The following is an 18,023-nucleotide window of genomic DNA, read 5'->3' on the forward strand; positions in this document are numbered from 1 at the left end:
ACTTTGTTTTTCAAAGTAAAAGAATAAAAAAATGCTACTGTTTTTGTATCAGTTTTTCAAGCGCGTCAATATGGTCTTTAAATGCCTTACGACCTTCTTTGGTGGCCATATAGCGGGTGTTAGGTTTCTTCCCTATAAACTGTTTTTCTATCATAATATAGTTTTCTGTTTCAAGCGCTTTGGCATGACTTGCCAGATTGCCGTCGGTAACGCCAAGCAATTCTTTGAGTGTATTAAAATCGGCATACTCATTAACCATAAGTATGCTCATAATACCCAAACGAATACGGTGATCGAATGCTTTGTTTATATGTTGTAAAATATTTTTCAAAACTATTGTTTACGGTCGTATTTATAATGCATTACAGATCCGTACACTATGTGGCACACACCAAACCCCAGTGCCCAAAACTCAAGTCCGTAGCCCATAAACCAAGTGGCAAGGAGGCCAATAATCACAATGGTGAGGCCTAAATAGCGCACATCGCGAAGCGTATATTTGCTGGCATTGATGCAGGCAAGCCCGTAAAATATTAGGGTAACGGGAGCTATAAGTCCGTAATATTGATTTTTTATAAGGAGAAGTGAGAATATACCGCCTGTAAACAATGGTATAAGAAAGTTTATTGCCAGCCTTTTAGAAGTACTGTTCCATACTGTTTCACCATGCTTTTTTGCCTTTTTGAAAGTAAGCAAAAATGCAGTGCCTACAGATAAAGCAAGAATTGCCAGGGCAATGATGAGGATAAGTCTAAACGAATAGCTTTCTAAAGTAACATAGCCATAGTTAAGATTTGCAATGTACTTTATAAAAAATGCCCCGGTCAATGCATAGATTCCGGCCAAAATGCCTGAAAGACCACTAAGGGAAATGAACTGGGTAGACCTGTCCATCATTTTTTTAATATCCTGAATATCCTTTAAGTAATTTTCCATTTTAAAGTACTTTGAATCGCAAAGTAAAATATAATATTTGGAATGACAATGGGGGAGAGGAAGAATTTTTACTCAAAAATAAACTTTTAGAGAGGGTGTAAAGAAATCCGGCAATCTAAAAAAACTATCCCAACAGCCATATATAGGCATCGGCAAATTCCCTGCGCCATAGTTTTTCGTTATGCCTGCCATTGTGGACAACTTTTTTGTGTACCTGTGCCGAACTTTGTACCCTTTCCAAAACTAGTTGCTCTATGTGTTCAATATCAGGAACCATATTGGTGCTTTCGTGGTCTCCCGCCATAAAATATATACGCCCTGTTATAGTCTCAATGGTTTGTATGAGTTTAAATATCTCATCGCTAAACCAAAACGAAGGAGAGAATACACCGGCATTGCCAAAAACATCTGGGAATTTAAGCAAAGCATAAAACGATATTAATCCACCTACAGAGCTGCCAAATATTGTAGTGTTTGCTGTATCAGGCAGGGTCTTATAATTGGCATCAACATATGGTTTAAGCGTGTTTACTATAAAATCGAGGTAATCATCGGCATGACCTCCACCATATTTCTCATTTTTATAGGGAGTCATCTCGTCTATGCGGTGAGTACTCCCACCATGTTCTATACCTATTATAATTGACTGTGAATGCAAATCGTTTAGCTTGTCTTCAGCATGCCACTCGTGTTTTTCGTTTTCGGCATGGTCAAATACATTCTGCCCGTCGTGCATGTATATTACAGGGTAATGCTGTCTATTTTGCTCATAATTATAAGGCAGATACACCCAAATGGTTTTATTGCGCTTCAGTTGAGGTGCCTCTATAATAAACTCAGATACACTGCCAATATCAGCCCTTTTTGTATTTTCAGTTTTCATGTCCTGAAAATACATCAATAAAAATTTATAGGGATAGATCTTAGTATGAATTTATAATAAAAACCGCCCGAAATTGATATTTCGGGCGGCCTTGTTAAAATTTTATTTTAAATGTGTATCAAAATAATCGGCAATTTTTTGGTTGAGGTGTACTCTGTCTTTGCCTCTCACATTGTGTTCGTGGGTAGGATACAAAAAGTAGTCTACCTGTTTTCCTGCTTTAATGCACGCTTCAATAAACTCCATACTGTGTTGCTGAACCACAACATTATCCTGCGCCCCATGAATTACAAGCAATCTTCCCTGTAATTTAGGTGCTTTTTTAATTACGTTTGTTTTTTCATAGCCTTCAGGGTTTTCCTGTGGGGTATCCATATAGCGTTCGCCATACATAACCTCATAATATTTCCAGTCGCACACTGGGCCACCTGCTACACCCACTTTAAAAATATCAGCATGGTCAAGCATTAAGGATGTTGCCATAAAGCCACCAAAACTCCAGCCATATACACCAATTTTGTTTTGGTCTACAAAAGCTTTGCCTTTAAGAAATTCCACACCTTTAATTTGGTCTGCCATTTCATTAACCCCCAGGTTTCGGTGTACCACATGCTCAAAATCACGGCCTCGGGCATCGCTGCCACGATTGTCTACAGTAAACACCAAATATCCCTGCTGAGCCATGTATACATCAAACAATCGTGCACCGCCAAGCCAGTTATTGGTTACAAGCTGTGCATGTGGCCCTCCGTAAACATACACCATTACCGGATATTTCTTAGTGGCATCAAAATTTGCAGGATAGATCAGCCTACCGTTAAGCGGGGTTTTTCCATCGGCAGATGTTACCGTAACAAATTCAATTTTAGGTAAAATGGTTTTACCGGCATATGGATTTTCGGCATTAAATAATGTTTCTGATTTTTTATTTTTTACGTTTATAACCGATACATTATTAGCAGTGTTAAGTGCGCTAAAATTATCTAAAACAAATGCCCCGTCGCTACTAACCAATGCCTCATGCGTGCCGGATCCTGTTGTTATCTGCGTGGTTTTCCCCGATGACAGTTCTGCCTTATATAATTGCCTGTCAAGGCCGTTGTTAGCAGTTCCTATATAAAATACATTTTTTGCATTGCTATCAAAGCCTAAAAATTCAGTGATCACCACATCTTTATAGCCTAACTTTTTTATTAGCTTACCGTCAGTATTGTACAAATACAGTTGTTCATAGCCTTCTTTCTCGCTTCTGTATAAAAATTGGTCATTTTTACCGGGAACAAAAGTTAAGTTGTGCAAAGGCTCTACATATGTGGTAGCTTTTTCTTCAAACAATGTTTTAGAAAGGTTTCCGGTTGCAGCGTCATATTTGTTTAGTTTTAAGTAGTTTTGCTCACGGTTAAGCACCCCTACATAAATATATTTGCTGTCAGGAGACCATGTAACGGTAGTAAGGAACTGCTCTTTAGGCCCTTCGGTTTTAAGTGTAACATATTTGTTTTGAGTGGTATCAAAAACCACAAGTGTCACCTCTTCGCTTTTCATACCTGCCATAGGATATTTAATCTCTTTAGCCTTAGCAATGCGTTCATCCCACTGCACTAAAGGAAAATTGGCTACCATGGTTTCGTCTTTTCGGTAGTACAATAACTTGTTGCTGTCCGGGCTCCACCACATGCCACGGTCTATACCAAATTCCTGACGATGAACATAGTCACTACCATTTACAATACCTTTATCGGTATCTTTTGTAACCTCAGTGTTTCCTGATGCTTTGCTTATTATAATGTTATTTTCTTTAAGCCATGCAGAAGATGTTCCGTTGGGAGATAGCACTGAATTTGCAGCATCAGAATTGGTTGCTACAGCATTGATAAGAGTTTTTTTCTCAATATCATAAACCACTAAATAGCTTGATTTTTCTCCGCCTATTTCAAATTGTATAGAATTTTTATCCTTCCATATATAGGTATATGGAAACATTCTTAAATTAAAAGTATCGTTGTTGAATTTAGTTTTAAGAGCACCAGCTATATCTTCTTTGGTTGCTAAAACACTCTCAGCCCATTTGTTTGCCTCGCTGCGCTGCATCAATTTGCCATAAGTGTCGTCAAGGTAGGTTATAGTATGATTGTCAGGTCTCCAGTGCGGTGCCACAAGGCTTTTAGGGGCAAAAGCCTGATATTGGCCTAAGGTTGCTTCCTGTATTGTCAGGTTTTTTTGTGCTGTGGCTGCCATTCCGCTAAGCAGGAAGAGCCATAAAATTTTTTTCATTATCGCTATAATTTTAAAAAGCTAATTTAAATAATAAGTTGGCTTGTACAGAATTATTGAAGCTTCATTTTCTATTTTAGACTTTAACGTATTGTAAATCAGTGTTTTGCGTGCTTTTGTTTTATTGTTGGTTTTTTAAAATGTGAAATATTTATTGTTTTTGATGTTTTTGTGTTATTATTATCAAAGAAAAACTTACATTTAGCCAAATAATAAATAAACAAATGTTAATTAGCTTCATTTTATGGAAAACAAATCAATTGTGAGTAACTATGACATGCTAAAAGGCGTTTTTGATGAAATGATGGCTCCCGGCAAAGTGCGCGACCATTATGCAAAATTCATTTCTTCGTTTAGTGCTTTAAAAAACAACGAAGTAGAAGCTAAAAACGAGCTTGCACAAAAGCTTTTCATGACACAGGGAATAACCTTTACTGTATATAGTAGTGGGGAGGGTATTGAAAAGATCTTTCCGTTCGACATGATTCCCCGTATTATAGAAGCGGCCGAATGGGATTTTATAGAAAAAGGCATAAAACAAAGGCTTAAAGCGCTTAATATATTTTTAAAAGATGTTTATCATCAGCAGTTTATAATTAAAGATGGTATAATACCTGCATCGCTCATTTATTCATGTCCTAATTATTTAAGGGAAATGGTAAATGTAAACGTGCCTTTTGATATTTACTCCCATATTAGTGGCATAGACCTTATTCGCGACTATGATGGTTCTTATTATGTGCTTGAAGATAACCTCCGTACTCCCTCCGGTGTAAGCTATATGCTCGAAAACCGTAATATGAGTTCGCGTATTTTTCCTAACATACTGCCGGATAACAAGGTAAGACAGGTAAAAGAATATCCGGAACTTTTAATAAAAAATCTTTTGGCACTTGCCCATGAAAAGAGCAGCAGGCCAACCGTTGTTCTTTTAACGCCGGGAATATATAATTCTGCTTATTTTGAGCATACTACACTTGCTCGTTTAATGGGCATCGAACTTGTAGAAGGGCGCGACCTTGTGGTGCAAAACCATAAAGTTTATATGAAAACCACCAAAGGGCTTAAAAAGGTAGATGTTATATACCGAAGGGTAGACGATGAGTTTATAGACCCATTAGTTTTCAGGCCTGACAGTATGCTTGGGGTTCCGGGTATTTATCATGCTTACCGTAAAGGTAACGTGGTTATAGTTAATGCTATGGGCAATGGTGTTGCCGACGATAAAGCCATATATTCTTATGTACCGGATATGATTAAGTATTATCTTAATGAAGAGCCTATTCTTAAAAGCGTGCCTACCTATAAAATGGAAAATCAGGATGAGCGAAAATATGCCATAGAGAATATTAGAAATATGGTAATTAAACGCACGAATGAGAGTGGCGGTTATGGAATGCTTATAGGCGATTGCGCTGCCGATGAAGAAGTGGCAACATTTATTAAAGAAATAAATAACGAGCCACGCCAGTTTATTGCCCAGCCCATTATTAAACTTTCTACAGCTCCATGCTATATTGACGGTAAGCTGCAACCACGCCGTGTAGATTTAAGGCCTTATGCACTTTATGGACCTGACGGTATAGATATAGTGCCTGGCGGACTAACGCGTGTGGCGCTTAAAGAGGGATCTATTGTAGTGAACTCTTCTCAGGGCGGTGGCAGTAAAGACACCTGGATTATTGACTAACGTTTAAAAATACACTGATGCTAAGCAGAGTAGCCGAAAATATTTTTTGGATGAGCCGCTACATGGAGCGCACCAATATACATCTTCGAAATTTACAAACATTATACATTGCCTCGCAGGATGGCACACCTATTATTAGCTGGGAAACCATTTATAATGAATACAATCCCGGTGAAAAATCGGCGGCATGTTCGGGAGACGTAAATATATTGCAGAACATTTTTTTTGATAACAATCTTGAATATTCGTTATGCAACAACATTTTGCGTGCAAGAGAAAACGCCCGTAGTGCCCAAGATCACATTACAAAAGACCTGTGGCAATCGCTTAACGATTTTTATCATCAAATGCGCAATCCTGCTTTAAAGGCAAACATAGCTAATCATGACCCTATGACGGTTTTTGATGTCTTTATAAAGCAATGCATGCATTATTATGGCACGGTAGACAGTTCTATGTTTAGGGGCGAAGGATTCTTTTTTCTTCGCATAGGCGGATTTTTAGAGAGGGCGTTACAGTGTATTCAACTTTTAAAACGACAGTTATTACTATCAGATATTACACGGGCCGATACAGTAGACCCCGTTAGCTGGAGGTATTTACTAATATCGCTGAGCGGCTATGAATATTATCTTAAAGCCAATGCAGGATCGTTTAATGCTGAATCTATGTATAACCAGATATTATATGAAGAGCATTTTCCTAACTCGCTTGCTTTTGCCTTAAACCAAATTGCAGCCTTTAGCAAAAACCTAAAAAAAAGCAACCTTGAAGAGCAAAAAGATACTATTGAGTTTATGATAGGCAAAAGCATTGCTATGCTTAAGTATATTAAACCTGAGGATAATAACGATTCGCGTTTAGAATATATCAGCAGGCTGGAATTTGCGTTGTATGATATTGTCGAAGCTTTCGACAAGCATTATTTTAAAGTGGCGTATTAATATAATTTTATAAAAAACCGATTATAAAACGCCTTAAAAGTATGATATTTGCCTCCCAAACAAACTAAACTGAGATAGCAGACTATGCCTTTATATCATATAAAACACATTACCCGTTATCATTATCCGGAGCCTGTAACCGACAGCGCCAATCAGATAATGCTTAAGCCGCAAAGCTCTGATCAACAGGAAATACGCGATATTAAAATTACTATAAACCCCAATGTGCCTATAGACTATTTTACAGATTATCTGGGCAACTCTACCGGGGTGTTTACTATAGTGGAACCACACAGCGAACTGGAAATAAAATCAGAGTTGGAGGTATTTACAAACCCGGTTAAATTTCCTGATCCTACAGCGTTTCCTGATGAAGAGTGGAAAGTGCTTGCCGAACTGAAAGATACATTTGATTTTATAGATTTTGCCCGTCCTGATGTGTACAACTACAGGCCGGAGATAGAAGCTTTGACAAAGAGTATTTTAAAACCCGGAACATCTGTTTTAGAGGTTGTGTCTAAACTGTCAGAATATATATATACTAATTTTGCTTATAAGCAGGGAGTTACCAATGTAACTACAAAAATTGATGAAGTGTGGGAACTTAAGGCTGGTGTATGCCAGGATTTTGCGCACCTGCTTTTAGAAATGCTGCGCACACTGAACATACCTTCTCGTTATATAAGCGGTTATATTTGCCCTGTAAACCATGAGCTTAGGGGAGAGGGAGCTACTCATGCCTGGGTAGAAGCGTACATACCCGATTATGGCTGGTTTGCCATAGACCCAACCAACAATTGCTGGGTAAGCGACCGCCATGTTAAGATTGCTTATGGGCGTGACTTTTCTGATTGTACGCCTGTTAAAGGAACCTATAAAGGTCCCGGCAATCATAGGCTAACGGTTTCTGTGCTTATAAGTAATGAGAAAGCAGATGAAAACACCCATGTATTTACTGAGCCAGCATATATATCAGAAACACAACCCTTAGAAATTCCTGTTAACCGAAACTCTTATCAAAAGTTTTTAGATATGCAGCAGCAGCAACAGCAACAGTAAGTTTTCGGTCGCAGTTATGCAACTACGACTGAAAATAGACCTATTTACTCTCTAAGAATTTTATGATAGTAGCATCTACTTTTTCCTGCTGATCCATAGTTAAAAAGTGCCCGGCATCTTTTATAATCTCTGTTTTACAATTGGGCAAAAGTTCTTTAGCTTTCTCTGTTATTTCGGGCTTATTAAGTATATCGTTATCTCCTACCAACACCAATACAGGCAGCGTAAGGCTTTTTAGTTCTTTATCGCTAAAAGGTTTCATGTGCAGTAAATCCATTTTGGTTTTTGTATTCTTGGTTCCCAAATACATTTGTTCCTTAAACTGATGGCTTACTTTCTCGGGCTTTTCCGAAAAATATGCAACCATTTTATTCAGGCGTTTTCTGGTGGGGAAAAATTTAAAATTTGCAGCCGTCATTGTTTTAGATTGCATATTAATGCCTTCAAATGTTTGTACAGGCGCAAGTAATACCATTTTTTTTATTCTTCCATCGCATTTTAGTGCATAGTTTGTAGCTACCCATCCACCACGCGATGCTGCTACAAGGTCAAATTTTTTGAGTTTTAAGGCATCAAATATTTGGGTGTACCAGGGAGTAATATCATCAGGGTTAAATTTAGCGTCCTCATTTTTAATCGATTTTCCTGCTTCAGTCAGATAATCAATACAATATACTCTATAATGTTTAGCATACGACCCTATATTAGGATACCACATGGTAGAGCTTGCATCCATGCCATGAAGCAATACTAAAGGTTTGCCGTCTTTGGGGCCACTGATAATTATATGGGCATTACCATAAGTGGTAGTAATATCTTTTTCTTCATAAGGAACAGGCCACAATTTCATAGTGTTATTGTAGGCAGAGATGTATTTATTTTCTGCTTTCTTATTTAAAAACAGTTCGTTAGTGCTTTTATCTTTAGCTGCCGTACAACTTAATAAAAGCATTGATGAAGCTATGAGTATAAGGTGTTTTCGAATCATTTTAATGAAAAATTTAATACACAATTGAAAATTATTCGTATGAATTTTCATTATAAATTTCTGAATTTTTACAGCTATAAAAATGATTGTTTTTAAAAATTTAACAATTACTGATTTGAGCTGATTGTTTTTAATTATTTTAGTGTTGGCTTATAATGCAGATTATTAAAGAGTTGAAATACAAAAAGCCCTATATAAAAATATAGGGCTTTAGTTGCAGCTGGTTTAGGAAACAACTGCGCTATTTGTGGAAAAGCGTTATCGTGTTAAGCCAAAGCTACAGTTTCTGCAACTGCTGCTTCCTGTTCTGTTACTACATTAAGAAGTATAAAAGAAAGTTCGCCGTTATTTTTAGCCTGTAAGGCTTTTAAGTTGTCAAGTGTAATGTTGCCGGTTATGTAACCGCTGTTGCTGTTGGTGTAGGCTTCCTCAACCGTATTAAAGTGCAGTTTTAGTGCCTCGGCATTTTCCTTTTTGTGGCGAAGCAGCACTTTAAGCTCGGCATCGTTAGTTAGCCTTACATCTTCCTGACGGTATATTTTTTTGTACTCGTATTTATAGTCATAGCTCAGTGCCGAAATATCCGACAGTACTGCCGATGCCGTTGGGAACGACCCCGCGCCACGGCCCACAAAAAAGTGGGTGTCGGCAAAGCTGGTTTTGGTAATCACCCCATTAAATACATCGTCTACGTTATACAGACGGTCTTCGGGCGTAACAAATTTAGGGATTACAAAAGCACTCAGGTTTCCGTTAGCGCCTTTAAATGCCTGTGCCACCAGTTTTATTTTATAGCCTTTTTCTTTAGCATATTTTAGTTCCAGTTCGCCAATGTTGTCAATGCCGATGTTAAACACATCATCCGGGTTGGCAATGTAGCCAAACGAGTGTGCAAGCAGTATAAGCAGTTTATATTTGGCATCAAATCCACCAGTATCTAATATAGGGTTGCTTTCGGCAAATCCTTTTTCCTGTGCTTCTTTAAGCGCTGCCTCATAGCTAAGGTTTTCGGCAAAGGTTTTGGTAAGTATGTAATTGGTAGAACCGTTTACAATACCTTCTATAGATTCCAAAAGGTCGTTATCATAATACTCCTCCAGGTTACGGATTATGGGCATACTGGCACATGCAGCAGCTTCATAAAGCAGGGGAGCGTTGTATTCTTTTTGAAGTTGCAGCAACTCGGTAAAATGCTCGGCAACCATTTTTTTATTGGCAGAAACTACCGCCTTACCTTTTTTAAGTGCAGCCGAAACTATCTCAAAAGCCGCATCGGCATCGTCAATAAGTTCTACAACTACATTAATATCGTTGTCGTTAAGGATGTCATTTTTGTCGAAGGTAAAATTTTCGGCAGCAATTTCGCGCTCCTTATTTTTATCCTTAACACAAATGTTCTTTATGTTTGCCCTTAAGGCAGGGGTTTTTTGCAGCACCTCATAAAGGCCGTTGCCCACGCACCCAAACCCAAAAAGGCCTATATTTAATTGCTTTCTCGACATGGTGAGGTATTAAACGGTTGCTACTTCTTTATCGGCACTAACTTCAACTGCGGCTGCAAAAGCCTGTTTCAGGTCGGCAATAAGGTCATCGGCATCTTCAAGGCCAACAGACAGGCGGATTAGGCTGTCGGTTACGCCGGAACTGTACCTTTTTTCTACCGGGATAGATTTGTGGGTCATTTCGCTTGGAAGGCAACACAGGCTCTTTACGCCACCAAGGCTTTCGGCAAGCTTAAACAGTTTAGTGCCCGATACTATTTTAGAAGCCAGTTCTTTATCGTCTATCACAAGGTCAAACGTTACCACACCTCCAAAATATTTAAGCTGTTTTTTAGCCACATCGTGGTTGTGGTGTGTAGGAAGGCCAGGATAGTAAACGTTTTTGATCAGTTTCTCAGTTTGTAGATATTCTGCCACTTTAAGTGCATTTTCAGCATGGGCTTTAATACGCAGGCTTAGGGTTTCTATACCACGGATAACCAACCAGCTGTCGAACGGCCCAAGTATAGCACCCGATGCGTTTTGTATGAATTTAATTTTTGCACCAAGCTCTTCGGTAGCTGTAACTACAAGGCCTGCAATAAGGTCGCTGTGGCCCGATATGTATTTGGTAGCACTGTGTACCACAATATCGGCACCAAGGTTAATAGGCTTTTGTGCTATGGGCGATGCAAATGTGTTGTCTACGCAAAGCAGTATGTTGTTAGCCTTTGCAATGGCAGATATGGCTGCAATATCAGATATTTTAAGGGTAGGGTTAGTAGGGCTTTCAATCCAGATAAGCTTAGTTTTATCGGTAACGGCATCGGCTACGTTTTGTGCATTGGTAGTGTCGACATACTTAATGCTGATGCCAAATTTTTCGTAAACGTGGGTAAACAGCCTGAAAGCACCGCCATAAATATCATCAACCGCAATAACTTCATCCCCGGCAGAAAGCAATTTTATAACTGCATCTATAGCTGCAAGGCCGCTGGCAAAAGCATAGCCGTTTGTGCCGTTTTCAAGTTGGGCAATGGCATCTTCAAGTACTTTGCGGGTAGGGTTGTTGCTGCGGGCATAGTCAAACCCTTTGTGTACGCCCGGTGCTTCCTGAACAAATGTAGATGTTTGGTAAATTGGCACAGAAATGCTTCCGGTTAAAGGATCGATAGGGAGGTTGTTTAGGATTGCAGTTTGCTCTTTCATGTTGTTTAATTTTTTAAAATTTTTATTACTAATTAATTAGTCAATAAAAAATTTTCTAAACCAGTCTATCGAAAGTGCTTAAAATAAAAAAGCCCTTCCGATAAGTCAGAAGGGCATATATATTTGTTGAAATAATCTGCATTTCTTAACTTATCTTTCCCCGCCATTGGCGTGGTTGAATGTGGCACCTTATTCGCAAAACGAACAGGTTGCCAAGACGTCATAGGGTCAATTCCCTCAGTCTTTCTGGATAAGAATAATCTTTTAAAGAACTTGCAGCAAAGGTAAGACACAATAATATTAATTTCCAAATATTTTTTTAAAAATTTTTAAAAATAATTATTATGTGCTTGTATTTGTGGTTGTTGTGAAGTTGTTTTTTTGCTTGTGATTTTACCTGAAATGTATTTTTGATATACTTTTTGGGTCAAAGGCCAGGTTAGTACCAACACGATTATGACCGATATTGCCGTCGCAACAATTAAAAAAATGGTTTGTGATGTTAACAGCTGTGCCTGTGTGGTAAGCTGTTTCATGATGGATGAATGTGCCAGCGCGATCGCTTCCTGTTGTGTAAAACCTTTGCTTACATAAGACTGCACGGCTGCCGAATTTGCATCGGTATAGGTAGTATCGTAAGGGGTAAGGTGTGCCAAAAACTGTTCTTTGTAGTGCTGGTTATAAAACAGCTGCAGGGTATAATATCCGGCAAAAGAATTTAGTGTAGCAAACAGCCTTACGTGCCCGGCCACCAAACTGCCCGAAAGTCCTGTGTTTACAGGCACTGTTGAGAGTATGTATGTGGCTATGGGCACAAACAACATGCCCGATGCCGCCCCCTGTAAAAATATAGGGATTACAAGATCGATAAACGAGAGGTCGGTAGAAATTATGAAATACATCCAGATATTAAAGGCCAGCATGATCCCAAATCCGGCAACTAAAAATACGCGGATGCTGTGCTTTTTTCGCATTACCATTGCCGATGAAAGGTACATAGAAAAGGCAAGGCCTGCTATATTAAAAAAAGCCAGTTCTATGTATTGGTAGTTAGACCATTGTGTTACTGTGCTTATGTAGCTGTATACCAGGTTTATGGTGTCTTTAAAACCGTAAAAAAGTGCCAGCAATAACAGTCCGGTTACAAACTTAGTTGAGCCGAAAATGCTGAAATGTATAATAGGCCGTTTGCTTTTTACCTGCCTGTAAATAAACAGGTAGAGCAGCGCAAAGGCAAGCATACAAACATACGTAATGTACCTGCTTTCAAACCAGTATTCTTTAGGGCCGTACACCATGCAGTAGGCTACACACAGCATGCCTGTTGCCAGCACTATATAGGCTTTCCAGTCTATTTGGGTTAGCGGATATTTGCGGTGTACCCTTTCTTTATTGAAGATAAGGTACACAATGGCAATAGATATTACCTGCAAAACAATGACTATATAATAGATCATTTTCCAGTCCATGTTGTCTATAATCCATGCCGATGGCGCACCCACAGCCACGCTGCTGCCCAGTAATGTTCCGTAAAAAACAGAGTAGCCCACCGCCTGTTTTTTTTCTTCGTGCAGCCGTGTAAATATCAGCGTAAGCATGGCACCTGCCATAAGCCCGATTACCATGCCCTGAAAAAAACGCAGCACGGTAAAAAGGGTAATATCTGTAGTGTGCATGCACAGCAGGTTTAGTATAATGCCTGCCAGAAGTACTACGATTAAATACCGCTTGGTGTTAAAGTAATTAAGGAAACGTATTTGTATCGGCAGGCAAAACAACAGCGAAACATAGGTAACCTGTATAGAAAAAGTAATGTCTTCCGGCTGTGCGCCAAAATAGGATACCACATAGTTTTGTGTTAGCGAGAACAGCGAAAATTGTAGTATAGAAAACAGCAGTATGAGGAACAATGCAGCACGTGCACCCCATGTCCAGTTGTGTACCCATTCCCTGAAATAGATATTTTTATCCATTGCTTACTTGTCTTTAACTGAAACCACTACGTTCATACCTGCCTTAACCTGAGACAGGTCAGTCTCTTTAAACTTTATCTTTACCGGTATGCGCTGTGTTATCTTTACAAAGTTTCCGGTAGAGTTATCGGCAGGCAACAGCGAAAATTTAGACCCTGTAGACCCGGCAATGGCTTCTATCGTTCCGTGATAAACTTTATCATCAAAACCGTCTATTTTTATTTCGGCTTCCTGGCCGTTGCGCATGTTTTCAATCTGCGTTTCTTTAAAGTTTGCAGTAACCCATTTTTGCCCTTCGTTTATAATAGGCACCAGGCTTTGCCCTGCCTGTACCTGCTGGCCTTCCTGTATGGTTTTCCTGCCCAACATGCCGCTGTAGGGCGCGGTTATAACTGTGTAGCCAAGGTTAATTTTGGCAAACTGCAGTGCGGCTTCCCTTTGCTTCAGTTCGGCTTTAAGCAGTGCATGCCCGGCATCGAGCTCTTCAATTTTAGACCCCGTGGTTTTAAGGTTATTTCGTGCGGCATTGTATTCGTTTTCGGCTACATCATACTGTGCCTTAATTGCTTCATACTCCTGTAGCGTGGCAGCTTCTTCCTGCAACAGGTTTTTGTAGCGTTTTAAATCCTGCTGTTTTTCTGTAAATTTAGCTTTGGCTACAGCAATCATGTCTTTGTTTACATAAGTACCTGTTTGGGTGGTATTTATCTGGGCATCTAAAACGGTAAGCCTTGCCTTAACGTCTTCCAGCGCGGCCTCGGCCTCCATAACTTTGGTAACATACTCGCGGTCGTCGATTATCACTAGTGTATCGCCTTGTTTAACAGTGGCGTGCTCTTCAAAATTTATGGTCTTTATATAGCCGCTAACCCTTGCCGATATTGGGTTTATGTACGATTCTACCTGAGCATCGTTAGTTTCTTCATAGTTAGAGGCATGCACAAGGTAGCGGCCAAAAAATATAACCGTAACTGCTACAATAATAACCACAACAATGTTAAACAGTATATTGAATTTTTTTGTTAAAGGTGCCATAGCTTATATTTTTCCGGTGGTGTAAAGTAGTTGATAGTAGTAGTTTAAAAACTGGGTTTGAGCCTCAATTAGCCCGTATTTGCTTTGCATGTAAATGTTGTCTGCTTCCAGTAAATCGGTTAACAATGCAAGCTGGTTGAAGTATTTTGTATTAACTATCTTGTAATTGACCTGACTTTGCTCAATATTTTGGCGCGCCAATGCCATTTTCTTATTCATGGCATCCATTTTTATTTGCAGAGAAGTTATTTGTTGCAGGATCTCATCGCGTGCGGCATCTTCATTTACTTTAACCTGTTCAAGGCGTTGCCTTTCGGCTGCTGTTTTGTGGTTATTATGATAGAGTGACGATATATCATACTGTAACCTTAGTCCAACAAAACCAATCTCATAGGCATGAGGTATATATGGATAAACCAAATAGTTAGGGAAGTTTAAACCGTAAGCAGCTATTATGTGGATTGATGGATAGTAGTTGCTTTTAGCTCCTTCAAGCCTGCTTTGCTGCAATTGTATTCCTAACGATGCCTGTTGCAGGCTAAAGGCACCCTTCTCGCTGGGGGTTTCTAAAACTTTGGGTTGAGGAATGTTGTTTACCACAGCAGTGTCACTAAGCACAACATAGGTTTGTTGCGGCAGGTGCAGTAGTATATTCAGCCTGTTATGATAAATGGCTATATCGCTCTCAGTTTCTTTTTTTGCATATTCCTGATTGGATAGATTTATTTCTGCCCTTAGCAGGTCGCTGCGGGTAACTTTACCGTTTTTATAAAGAGAGTTAATATTTTTAAGGCGCAGTTTTTCGCGCTCAATCTGTTCGTTATAAAGGCTGTCGAGCTCATTAAGTCGTAATATTTCCAAATAATGCTGCACGACCTGTAATGCTATGCTACCTTCCTGTTGTTGCACATTAACATCGGCCAGTTTTGTCTTTACTTCATACTCTCTAATTGAAGCTTCATGCTTACCACCGGAATAGAGATTGAATGAAGCTTCTATCTCAGTATTCATTTGATATTTTGCAGGTGGTGGCGAAACACTTAAAGGCTGGGTAAGGCCACCGCCTTCAAACAATATGGCATTGGTTAATCTTTTAGCCGTACCTTTAAGCATAACGTGCGGCAATACATGGCTTTTTATTTCTTTGAGTTCTGATTCAGATACTGCACTGTTTAGTCTTGCGGCAGTAACGTGGTCGTTATTTTGTCTTGCCAAAGCCAAAGCCTGTTCTATGCTAAGAGTATATTGCGCAGGCTTTTCCTGTTGGGCAACAGCTTTAGAAAGAGGGCATAGGCAGCCTGTTAAAGTTATAGCTATTGCTATTAACCTTAATGAAAATTGATTCATTTTGTCCTGTAATGAATGGTTTAGTAAATGGTTTTGTTTTGTGTTGTTTTCGTCGTTTTAATAATTTGACGCTAATGTTTCCTGCCCAACCTTTCCCGCGCAATATTGAGAGTTGGAAGTATTTGTACATACAGTTCAGCGTAATTATTTGAGGTATTCATGGGGGTGTTGCTGCTGTATATCTGCGCAGGAAAAGGTGCAGGTATAAAGTTGTTTAATCTTTTCAGATTGACTTTTATGATAAAGACCGTTCTTTTAAGCAGGCCTGTTAATGCCTGTTTTAGCATGGTGTTCATACAACAATTTTAACACTACAAAGTTCTGCCGATTTTCGTTATAAATACAGTCGGTATTACGGTAATTTTCGTCGAAATTTCTATAATAGTGATTTACGGTATTGTAGTGGGGTAAGAGAAGTATGGGTTTTAAAGAATTTACCAAAAACCGACTGGTCAGAAAAATTCAGATACTCGCTAACCTGCGATACCGATAACGATTTATTTTGAAGCAGTACTCTTGCTTCCAGCACAATAACCTCGTCTATCCATTCGCCTGCTGTTTTTCCTGTTTCTTTTTTGAGTAATTCCGAAAGATGCTTTGGGGTAACATTAAGCTTATCAGCATAAAAGCTCACAAAGCGTTGCTGTTGGTATTCTTTATTAAGCAACCTTTTAAAAGCTCCTAATATGGGTGATACTTTTTCGCTGATATGACTTTGCGGTGCAGGATAGTTTTTTACAAAAGAGTCCATTTCATGTATAAGCGCAAAAATAGAACTCCTAACCATTTCGGGTTCGTGTATATGGTGTTCTTCCACAGCCTCTTTTATCATATTGAAAATGCGTGCTGTTTTTTTTGCCTGTATTGGGTTTAGATGCGAGGTATGAAGATCGTTATCTTCAAAAAAATCAAACTCCATGAGGTAGAACACATTGCTTCGTTTTTCCAACAAATAATTTCCGGTAAAGAAAATAATATCCATATAGGGTTGGTTCTCGGTTTCGTGCATTGAGCGCACTACCGTAGGACCAAGAGCAATAAGGCTTGGTGCTTTTACTGTTTGCTTCTGCAGTCCGGTTTGCAGCAGTATTTCGCCCTGTTTTAAAAAGCAAAGCGCGTAGGTTTCAGACCGTCGGGGTTCGGGGTTAAAAAGGCTGCCTTTGCCTAACTCTACATAAAAAAAGTCTTTCTTATTGCTCGATAAGTTAAAAACCTTTTGATGCTGCTGTATAGAGTAGGTGGCAATTTTTTTCATGCAGTTTAGCTTTTCATTTGAGAAAGCGTTATAAACACAATGGCAATGATAGCCAAAAACAGCCCTAAATAGTTGAGTTTGCTGAGTTTTTCTTTAAATATGGCTACTCCGGCAAGGCATCCCAGTACAATAACCCCAATATTCATTCCGGCAAAAACCGTACTTGGATTATTGGTGAATTCTTTATGTGCTTTTAGGTAGAAAAATATGTTGCCTAAATTAAAAATTGCCACGAGTATGCCAAAAGCAAGATTGTATAAATTGGTCTTAATTCCGCGCCTTGTCATTTGGTAAGTAACAGCAATACTGCTCAAAATAAACGCACCGGTAAGCACTATAAATAACGACGTTGAGTAGGGTAGGGTGGTTTGTAATGCTACCTGTTTAAAAAGAATATCTACAGTGCCGTAGCCTAACAATACAAGCGCAGGATAATGCCATCCTTTGGCAGATCCTTCTTCTTTTTTAAATATTATGAGCAATATTGCAGGAATGCCAATCACGAGGCCGATAATTTTATACGTATTAAAATCTTCCTTAAAAATAAGCCAGGCTGCAAGTATAGGAATGAAGAGAGAAAATCGCTGTGCAACATCTGTGCGTGCAATACCTACCTGTTTTATAGACCGTGCCAGTAATACAAATACCGATGGGAGAAGGATCATTAAGGGTATGTATATGTTCCACGGTGCACTTTGATTTATTTGTGACAGATTAGGATCAAAGAAAATATAACAAAGAATAATAGCGAAAAAATAGTTATAGGCTATTACCTGAGAGGGGCATATATTATAGTTTCGGATTATTTTAAAAATAATCCCCACTGTAACGCTGCACAATATGCTGAGGACAAGAAAGAGCATCGAATTGATTTTAAGCTGCAAAAATAAGCTTTTGTATACAGTTATACTTAACGGCGTTCTAACTTTTGTATATTTGATTGCAGATT

The 18,023-nt window shown here is 39.0% G+C and carries 16 protein-coding genes and 1 riboswitch; of the genes, 3 read left to right on the forward strand and 13 right to left on the reverse strand.

The genetic code is table 11. The features are described from left to right. Positions 1–34: 34 nt before the first annotated feature. The 4 genes from GR160_RS03185 to GR160_RS03200 form a co-directional block, all read right to left on the reverse strand. On the reverse strand, positions 35–331 hold the full coding sequence (locus tag GR160_RS03185) for a transcriptional regulator (protein WP_160748383.1): 297 nt from the start codon (positions 329–331) through the stop codon (positions 35–37). A 2-nt stretch (positions 332–333) separates the two neighbouring features. Then, positions 334–936 carry a hypothetical protein gene (locus tag GR160_RS03190; protein WP_160748384.1) on the reverse strand — a complete coding sequence of 201 codons (603 nt, stop codon included), beginning with the start codon at positions 934–936 and terminating at the stop codon, positions 334–336. 124 nt (positions 937–1,060) lie between these two features. Continuing rightward, entirely contained in the window at positions 1,061–1,819 is a 759-nt protein-coding gene (locus GR160_RS03195; RefSeq protein ID WP_160748385.1) for an alpha/beta hydrolase, read from the reverse strand. A gap of 102 nt (positions 1,820–1,921) precedes the next feature. Further along, entirely contained in the window at positions 1,922–4,093 is a 2,172-nt protein-coding gene (locus GR160_RS03200) for a S9 family peptidase (protein ID WP_160748386.1), read from the reverse strand. Between the two features lie 277 nt (positions 4,094–4,370). On the opposite strand from GR160_RS03200, the gene GR160_RS03205 reads away from it, so the two are divergent. The 3 genes from GR160_RS03205 (at position 4,371) to GR160_RS03215 (ending at position 7,786) form a co-directional block, all read left to right on the forward strand. Further along, entirely contained in the window at positions 4,371–5,783 is a 1,413-nt protein-coding gene (locus tag GR160_RS03205; RefSeq protein ID WP_370519205.1) for a circularly permuted type 2 ATP-grasp protein, read from the forward strand. A gap of 17 nt (positions 5,784–5,800) precedes the next feature. Then, positions 5,801–6,727 carry an alpha-E domain-containing protein gene (locus GR160_RS03210; RefSeq protein WP_160748388.1) on the forward strand — a complete coding sequence of 309 codons (927 nt, stop codon included), beginning with the start codon at positions 5,801–5,803 and terminating at the stop codon, positions 6,725–6,727. 84 nt (positions 6,728–6,811) lie between these two features. Further along, complete coding sequence (locus tag GR160_RS03215) at positions 6,812–7,786, forward strand: transglutaminase family protein (RefSeq protein WP_160748389.1); 975 nt, start codon at positions 6,812–6,814, stop codon at positions 7,784–7,786. Between the two features lie 40 nt (positions 7,787–7,826). On the opposite strand, the gene GR160_RS03220 is transcribed toward GR160_RS03215, so the two are convergent. The 9 genes from GR160_RS03220 to GR160_RS03260 form a co-directional block, all read right to left on the reverse strand. Continuing rightward, positions 7,827–8,774 (reverse strand): alpha/beta fold hydrolase, encoded by a 948-nt coding sequence (locus GR160_RS03220; protein ID WP_160748390.1) that lies wholly within the window; start codon positions 8,772–8,774, stop codon positions 7,827–7,829. 266 nt (positions 8,775–9,040) lie between these two features. After that, positions 9,041–10,276 (reverse strand): homoserine dehydrogenase, encoded by a 1,236-nt coding sequence (locus GR160_RS03225; RefSeq protein ID WP_160748391.1) that lies wholly within the window; start codon positions 10,274–10,276, stop codon positions 9,041–9,043. 9 nt (positions 10,277–10,285) lie between these two features. After that, positions 10,286–11,464, reverse strand: coding sequence for a PLP-dependent aspartate aminotransferase family protein (locus tag GR160_RS03230; RefSeq protein WP_160748392.1), 1,179 nt, complete (start codon positions 11,462–11,464; stop codon positions 10,286–10,288). Positions 11,465–11,611: 147 nt separating this feature from the next. Beyond that, a riboswitch (SAM riboswitch) is annotated at positions 11,612–11,721 on the reverse strand. A 72-nt stretch (positions 11,722–11,793) separates the two neighbouring features. Then, positions 11,794–13,437 (reverse strand): MFS transporter, encoded by a 1,644-nt coding sequence (locus GR160_RS03235; RefSeq protein WP_160748393.1) that lies wholly within the window; start codon positions 13,435–13,437, stop codon positions 11,794–11,796. A 3-nt stretch (positions 13,438–13,440) separates the two neighbouring features. Further along, positions 13,441–14,472: an HlyD family secretion protein gene (locus GR160_RS03240; RefSeq protein ID WP_160748394.1), complete on the reverse strand. Its 1,032-nt coding sequence runs from the start codon at positions 14,470–14,472 to the stop codon at positions 13,441–13,443. 3 nt (positions 14,473–14,475) lie between these two features. Then, the gene (locus GR160_RS03245; RefSeq protein ID WP_160748395.1) at positions 14,476–15,819 is read right to left on the reverse strand and encodes a TolC family protein; all 1,344 of its coding nucleotides are present in this window, start codon (positions 15,817–15,819) and stop codon (positions 14,476–14,478) included. A gap of 71 nt (positions 15,820–15,890) precedes the next feature. After that, positions 15,891–16,115 (reverse strand): hypothetical protein, encoded by a 225-nt coding sequence (locus GR160_RS03250; protein WP_160748396.1) that lies wholly within the window; start codon positions 16,113–16,115, stop codon positions 15,891–15,893. A gap of 80 nt (positions 16,116–16,195) precedes the next feature. After that, on the reverse strand, positions 16,196–17,074 hold the full coding sequence (locus GR160_RS03255) for a helix-turn-helix domain-containing protein (RefSeq protein ID WP_160748397.1): 879 nt from the start codon (positions 17,072–17,074) through the stop codon (positions 16,196–16,198). Positions 17,075–17,079: 5 nt separating this feature from the next. Then, positions 17,080–17,937 (reverse strand): EamA family transporter, encoded by an 858-nt coding sequence (locus tag GR160_RS03260; protein ID WP_160748398.1) that lies wholly within the window; start codon positions 17,935–17,937, stop codon positions 17,080–17,082. Positions 17,938–18,023 lie beyond the last annotated feature (86 nt).

It is taken from the genome of Flavobacterium sp. Sd200 (assembly GCF_009826935.1).
Taxonomy (GTDB): Bacteria; Bacteroidota; Bacteroidia; order Flavobacteriales; family Flavobacteriaceae; genus Flavobacterium.

Coding starts and splice junctions, on each gene's coding strand:
- GR160_RS03210 (WP_160748388.1), top strand. CDS start 5,801: ATGCTAAGCAGAGTAGCCGAAAATATTTTTTGGATGAGCCGCTACATG.
- GR160_RS03225 (WP_160748391.1), bottom strand. CDS start 10,276: ATGTCGAGAAAGCAATTAAATATAGGCCTTTTTGGGTTTGGGTGCGTG.
- GR160_RS03195 (WP_160748385.1), bottom strand. CDS start 1,819: ATGAAAACTGAAAATACAAAAAGGGCTGATATTGGCAGTGTATCTGAG.
- GR160_RS03200 (WP_160748386.1), bottom strand. CDS start 4,093: ATGAAAAAAATTTTATGGCTCTTCCTGCTTAGCGGAATGGCAGCCACA.
- GR160_RS03230 (WP_160748392.1), bottom strand. CDS start 11,464: ATGAAAGAGCAAACTGCAATCCTAAACAACCTCCCTATCGATCCTTTA.
- GR160_RS03245 (WP_160748395.1), bottom strand. CDS start 15,819: ATGAATCAATTTTCATTAAGGTTAATAGCAATAGCTATAACTTTAACA.
- GR160_RS03220 (WP_160748390.1), bottom strand. CDS start 8,774: ATGATTCGAAAACACCTTATACTCATAGCTTCATCAATGCTTTTATTA.
- GR160_RS03240 (WP_160748394.1), bottom strand. CDS start 14,472: ATGGCACCTTTAACAAAAAAATTCAATATACTGTTTAACATTGTTGTG.
- GR160_RS03260 (WP_160748398.1), bottom strand. CDS start 17,937: ATGCTCTTTCTTGTCCTCAGCATATTGTGCAGCGTTACAGTGGGGATT.
- GR160_RS03255 (WP_160748397.1), bottom strand. CDS start 17,074: ATGAAAAAAATTGCCACCTACTCTATACAGCAGCATCAAAAGGTTTTT.
- GR160_RS03250 (WP_160748396.1), bottom strand. CDS start 16,115: ATGAACACCATGCTAAAACAGGCATTAACAGGCCTGCTTAAAAGAACG.
- GR160_RS03235 (WP_160748393.1), bottom strand. CDS start 13,437: ATGGATAAAAATATCTATTTCAGGGAATGGGTACACAACTGGACATGG.
- GR160_RS03190 (WP_160748384.1), bottom strand. CDS start 936: ATGGAAAATTACTTAAAGGATATTCAGGATATTAAAAAAATGATGGAC.
- GR160_RS03205 (WP_370519205.1), top strand. CDS start 4,371: ATGCTAAAAGGCGTTTTTGATGAAATGATGGCTCCCGGCAAAGTGCGC.
- GR160_RS03215 (WP_160748389.1), top strand. CDS start 6,812: ATGCCTTTATATCATATAAAACACATTACCCGTTATCATTATCCGGAG.